Source organism: Pseudomonas sp. Pseusp97, from assembly GCF_047304025.1.
GTDB lineage: Bacteria > Pseudomonadota > Gammaproteobacteria > Pseudomonadales > Pseudomonadaceae > Pseudomonas.
In genome coordinates this window covers 1-5,891 of record NZ_JBGLYK010000287.1, presented here as the reverse complement: position 1 = coordinate 5,891, position 5,891 = coordinate 1, and the positions used below count along the sequence as shown (strand labels likewise).

At 66.7% G+C, this 5,891-nt stretch carries 5 protein-coding genes and 1 pseudogene; all 6 read right to left on the bottom strand.

Annotated elements, in window-relative coordinates:
* Positions 1–301 (bottom strand): annotated as a pseudogene (locus ACCC94_RS27220) (SPOR domain-containing protein); the annotation flags it as partial.
* Between the two features lie 23 nt (positions 302–324).
* The gene (folC, locus tag ACCC94_RS27215; RefSeq protein ID WP_413352712.1) at positions 325–1,605 is read right to left on the bottom strand and encodes a bifunctional tetrahydrofolate synthase/dihydrofolate synthase; all 1,281 of its coding nucleotides are present in this window, start codon (positions 1,603–1,605) and stop codon (positions 325–327) included.
* Positions 1,602–2,477 (bottom strand): acetyl-CoA carboxylase, carboxyltransferase subunit beta, encoded by an 876-nt coding sequence (gene accD / locus ACCC94_RS27210; protein WP_088416796.1) that lies wholly within the window; start codon positions 2,475–2,477, stop codon positions 1,602–1,604. The genes folC and accD overlap by 4 nt, the downstream gene beginning before the upstream one ends.
* 257 nt (positions 2,478–2,734) lie before the next feature.
* Positions 2,735–3,358 carry a phosphoribosylanthranilate isomerase gene (locus ACCC94_RS27205; RefSeq protein WP_413352710.1) on the bottom strand — a complete coding sequence of 208 codons (624 nt, stop codon included), beginning with the start codon at positions 3,356–3,358 and terminating at the stop codon, positions 2,735–2,737.
* 57 nt (positions 3,359–3,415) lie between these two features.
* Positions 3,416–4,273, bottom strand: a complete 858-nt coding sequence (truA, locus tag ACCC94_RS27200; protein ID WP_413352709.1) for a tRNA pseudouridine(38-40) synthase TruA — start codon at positions 4,271–4,273, stop codon at positions 3,416–3,418.
* 19 nt (positions 4,274–4,292) lie between these two features.
* The coding region (locus ACCC94_RS27195) for a FimV/HubP family polar landmark protein (RefSeq protein WP_413352708.1) at positions 4,293–5,891 on the bottom strand (1,599 nt) is incomplete at its 5' end.

Below are 5,891 nucleotides of genomic sequence, written 5' to 3'. Positions count from 1 at the left end.
GAGCCGGCTGGGCCTGCTGGGTCGGCAGGCTGGCTATTGGCGCGGAAGGCGCTTGCGCCGGAGCCGCTTCGGCCGGCGGCACGACGTTGTCCGCATCCTCGGCCTGCGGCTCCGGGACCTCGGTGGGCTGTACTTCAACGGCGGGCATGGCCGGCGGCTTTGGCATCACCGGCGCCTCGACCACCACCTGGCGTACATCATCCTCGCGGGAGAACAGCATCGGCAGGAAGATCACGGCCAGTGCCAGCAGCACCAGCGCTCCGACTACCCGCTGCTTGAGCCCCTTATCGAGCAACGCCATGCACAACTCCCCTTAGGTGTACTTTATTGAGCAGCCTTGGCGAGCCACTCCAGGGCATCCGCCACGCTGTAGAACGAACCGAACACCAGGATCTCGTCATCGGTGCCCGCTGCATCGCACTGCGCCGCCAGCGCCGCGGCGATATCACCATGGCAACTGACCTGCGCGCCGCGAGCCTGCAGCGCAGCCTCCAGCTCTGCGGCCGGACGGCTGCGTCCGGTGGGCAGCGGCGCGACGGCCCAATCCTGCACCAAGCCGAGCACGGGTTCCAGTACGCCGTCGAGGTCCTTGTCCGCCAGCAGGCCGAACACTGCGTGGCGCACACCCTTGGGCGGCGCCGCGCGCAGGCGGCTGGCAAGGTATTGCGACGCGTGCGGATTATGCCCGACGTCGAGCAGCAAGTGGCGCACTTCGCCGCGCCATTGCACGGTACGGCGATCCAGGCGCCCGGTTACGCGGGTGCGCTGCAGCGCGGCGACCAGTTGCTCGGACTGCCACGGCAGATCCAGCAAGGCGTAGACCTGCAAGGCCAGCGCCGCGTTCTCCATCGGCAGGTCGAGCAGCGGCAGGTTGTGCAGGCTCAGCGCTTCGCCAGTGGCGGAGCGGCCGCGCCAATGCCAGTCGCCCTCGCCCATCGCCAGGTCGAAGTCGCGTCCGCGCAGGACCAGCGGCGAGCCGAGCTGGCGCGCCTGTTCCAGGATCGGCGCGGGCGGCTCCAGGTCACCGCAGACGGCGGGCTTGCCGGCGCGGAAGATGCCGGCCTTCTCGAAGGCCACGCTTTCGCGGGTATCGCCCAGCCAGTCGGCGTGGTCGATGCCGATGCTGGTGACGACGGCGACGTCGGAGTCGATCAGGTTGACCGCATCCAGGCGGCCGCCCAGCCCGACTTCCAGCACTACGGCGTCGAGATGGGCGCGCTCGAACAGCCAGAAGGCCGCGAGGGTGCCCATCTCGAAGTAGGTCAGGGAGATTTCGCCACGGGCCGCCTCGACGGCGGCGAAGGCTTCGCAGAGCGCCTCGTCGCTGGCTTCGACGCCATCGATGAGCACGCGCTCGTTGTAGCGCAGCAGGTGCGGCGAGCTGTAGACGCCGACGCGCTGGCCCTGCTCGCCGAGCAGGGCGGCGAGGAAGGCACAGGTGGAACCCTTGCCATTGGTGCCAGTGACGGTCACCACGCGGGGCGCGGGGCGCCCCAGGCCAAGCCGGCCAGCCACTTCACGGGAGCGATCCAGCCCCATGTCGATTGCCGTGGGATGGAGCTGTTCGAGATAGCTGAGCCAGTCGGCAAGGGTACGTTGGGTCATCCTGCGAGCGCGGTACTTGGGGTGTGGGTGAACTTGGCGAGCAGCTTGGCCAGCCGCTCACGCATTTCGGAACGGTGAATGATCATGTCGATGGCGCCGTGCTCCAGCAGGAACTCGCTGCGCTGGAAGCCTTCCGGCAGCTTCTCGCGCACGGTCTGCTCGATCACCCGCGGGCCGGCGAAGCCGATCAGGGCGCGCGGCTCGCCGACGATCACGTCGCCGAGCATCGCCAGGCTGGCGGATACGCCGCCGTAGACCGGGTCGGTCAGCACGGAGATGAACGGGATGCCCTCTTCGCGCAGGCGGGCCAGCGCGGCGGAGGTCTTGGCCATCTGCATCAGGGAGATCAGCGCTTCCTGCATGCGCGCGCCACCCGAAGCGGAGAAGCAGATCATCGGGCAACGGTTTTCCAGCGCGTAGTTGGCGGCGCGGACGAAGCGCTCGCCGACGATGGAACCCATGGAGCCGCCCATGAAGGAGAACTCGAAGGCGCTGACCACGACCGGCAGGCCCATCAGCTTGCCGCTCATGGAGATCAGCGCATCCTTCTCGCCGGTGTCTTTCTGCGCGGCGGTCAGGCGGTCCTTGTACTTCTTGCTGTCACGGAACTTCAGGCGATCCACCGGTTCCAGCTCGGCACCCAGCTCCTCGCGGCCTTCCTCATCGAGGAAGATATCGATGCGCGCGCGTGCGCCGATACGCATGTGGTGATCGCACTTGGGGCAGACGTCGAGGGTCTTTTCCAGCTCCGGACGGTACAGCACCGCCTCGCAGGACGGGCACTTGTGCCACAGGCCTTCCGGTACCGAGCTCTTCTTCGCCTCGGAACGCATGATGGAAGGGATCAGCTTGTCTACCAGCCAGTTGCTCATGCTCTCGTCTCCAGTGCAGTGACACGGCGCGATGGGTTGCGCGTGCCTCTGAGCAAATTCATCGTCGCGGTCCCGACCTCAAGGCCGGAACCCCTCGCAAACAAAGGCGCCGCCTGGGGCGTCGCCACGGATACAGCTGTCGATGCGGGGCGCCGGAGGGCAGGACTGCCAACACCGACGACTCCCAGCGCCGCCCACGGGCAGCGATTGGGTAGTGGACGGCGCCGGGCCGCTCGTCGTCACATGAAGATTCCGCGTCAGGCCACCGAACGGCATTGCGCGATGAAATCGCGGATCTTCTGCGCATCCTTGATGCCCTTGCTCGCCTCCACCCCGCCGCTGACATCCACGGCATAGGGGCGCACCTGAGCGATGGCATCGGCCACGTTGGCGGCCGTCAGGCCACCGGCCAGGATCAGCGGACGCTGCACATCCTTCGGCACCAGGGACCAGTCGAAGGCCAGCCCGGTTCCGCCAGGAATACCCTCTACATAGGTATCGAGCAGGAAGCCACTGGCCTGTGGATATTTCGCGATCTGCGCGGCCACGTCGTCGCCCGGCTTCACGCGCAGAGCTTTCAGGTAGCGTTTGTGCCAGCCGGAACAGGCCTCGGGGGTCTCATCACCGTGGAACTGCAGGACATCCAGCGGCACCGCATCGAGGATTTCCCCCAGCTCGCAGCGACTGGCGTCGACGAACAGGCCCACAGTGGTGACGAAGGGAGGCAATGCGGCAACGATCGCCCGCGCCTGCTGGATAGTCACCGCGCGCGGACTCCTGGCGTAGAACACCAGGCCAATGGCGTCGGCGCCCGCCTCGGCGGCGGCCAGGGCATCCTCGACTCGGGTAATACCGCAGATTTTGATGCGAACGGCGGACAAGATGCAGCAACCTTCAGGTAAGTGATCGATCGATGGTAGCAAATGCCCCCGGCATCGTCAGCCAACGATATCCGGCAAACTTGAAAGGAAATGTGGCCCCAGGTAGCGCTCGGGCAATACGAACTCCTCCGGGTATTCCACCCTCACCAGGTACAGCCCGTAAGGATGCGCGGTGATCCCGCTGGCGCGCCGGTCGCGCGCAGCCAGCGCCTCGGCCGCCCACTCCACCGGGCGTTCGCCGGCGCCGATGGTCATCAGCAAACCGGCAAAGTTGCGCACCATGTGATGCAGGAAGGCGTTGGCGCGAACATCCAGCACGATGAACCGCCCGTGCTCGATGACTTCCAGGTGATGCACGGTCTTGATAGCCGACTTGGCCTGGCACTGCACCGCGCGGAACGAGGTGAAGTCGTGGGTGCCGACCAGCGCGCGGGCCGCCTCGCGCATGCGCGAGACATCCAGCGGACGATGGTTCCAGGTGACCTCCTCGGCCATATGCGCGGGGCGGATCTGGTCGTTGTAGATCACGTAGCGATAGCGCCGCGCCATGGCGGTGAAGCGCGCATGGAAATGCGCGGGCATCACCTTGGCCCAGGTCACGCTGATATCGTTGGGGAGGTTGGCATTGGTGCCCATGACCCAGGCGATGAGCGAGCGCTCGGCGGTGGTGTCGAAATGCACCACCTGGCCACTGGCGTGCACCAGGGCATCGGTGCGCCCGGCACACATCAACGAAACCGGGTGATCGGCCACCCGCGACAGCGCTTTTTCCAGCGCGCCCTGCACGGTCGGCACACCATTTTCCTGGCGCTGCCAGCCGCGATAGCGCGAGCCTTTGAATTCGACGCCCAGGGCAATCCTGGAAACGCCAACGGCGGCCGATTCGGCCGCCGCTGAGGGTACTGCTTCAATCATCTATCTGGAGCCTTCCGGCTCAGGCGATACGCCCGAGCAGTTCGCGAGCTTCCTGCTGCTGGTTGTCGTTACCCTCGGTGATGACTTCATCGAGGATGTCGCGGGCGCCTTCGGTATCGCCCATGTCGATGTAGGCGCGCGCCAGGTCGAGCTTGGTGGCGGCCTCGTCAGCACCGGAGAGGAAGTCGAAATCATCCTCGTCGTCGTCACCTTCGCCCGGCAATCCCAGATCGCCCGCCGCGAAGCTGTCTTCAGCCAACGGAGCAACCGGAACCTGCGGCTCGTCATTCTGGGCGGAGAGACGATCCAGTTCGGCGCTGACTTCGTCCAGCTGGGCGGCAAAGCTGTCATCGGCCTTGGCCGGCGCGGGCTTGTCGTCCGCCAGGGACAGGTCGAAGTCGTCCGGCAGGTCGTCGGCTTGCGGCGCCTTGCTCTCGATATCCAGGCTGAACTCCTCGGGGCTCACGCCGGACAGCGAAGCGGTGTCGTCGTCCAGGCCCAGCAGGAAGTCATCTTCCGCCGAAGCCAAGGTGGAGTGACTGTCTTTCTCCAGATCCTTGTCCAGATCCAGGGAGAAGTCGCTCAGGTCGTCGACCAGCGACGGAGCCTCGGCCTTGGCAACCGGCTCTTCCGGCAGGTCCAGATCGAAGGCGAAATCGTCCTCGGCCTTGGCGCTCGGCGCTGCGGCCGGCGAACCGCCCAGGCTGAGATCGTCGTCCAGGTCAAAGCTGCCGAAGGACAGTTCGTCGTCCTGCTGCGCGACCGGAGCGGCGGGCTTGTCTTCGCCCAGGTCAAGATCGTCCAGCGCCAGATCGAACGCATCATCCAGGTCGTTGTGGGGCTGCGCAGCGGCCTCCGCAGCGGGAGCTGCGTTACTGGCAGACGGGCTGTCGATGGTGAAGTCGTCCAGGCTGAAGCCGTCGAGATCGTCGTCCGCAGCGGCCGCGGCAGCCAGGCCGCCACCCACGGCGGCCAGGGCGACCATGCCGGGGTACCGGGATTTCAGCTGTTCAACCTGCGGCTCGGCACCGCCGATCTCGCGCAGTTCGTTTTCCTGGCGGGCGAAGCCTTCGCGATCACCGATCTCGGCATACACCTCCATCAGTTTCAGGCGCAGGTCGGCGCGCTGCGGTTCGTCGTAGATCGCGCCCTGCAGCAGCTCGGCAGCCTGGTTGAAGCGACCGTAGGCAATGTAGATATCGGCCTCGCCCAGGGCATCGCTGGTCTGCGCGGCGACGCGCTCGGGCGCGCTCTGCGTCGGAGCGGCGACCTCGGCGGCCTGGGGAATATCCAGGGTATCCAGCTCGCTGCCGGCCAGGCTCAGGTCGTCGTCCAGCGTCGGCTCGTCGTCGTTGCCGTGGGCAGCGAGGTCTTCCTGCTCCTTGGCGGCACGACGACGGGAAATGATCATCAGCAGGACCAGCAGCGCCAGCAGCAGGCTGCCGGCGATGGCGCCCAGCCAGATCGGGTTGGCCAGGATCTCGTCGATGAAGCTGGCTTCGGCCTGCTCGGCCGGGGCCGCGACGGGAGCCGGTGCCGGCTTGGGCTTCTGCGCCTCAGGCGCGGGAGCAGCAGGAGCCGGAGTGGGCGTCGGAGCCGGTTGCGCTGGGGCCTCGGC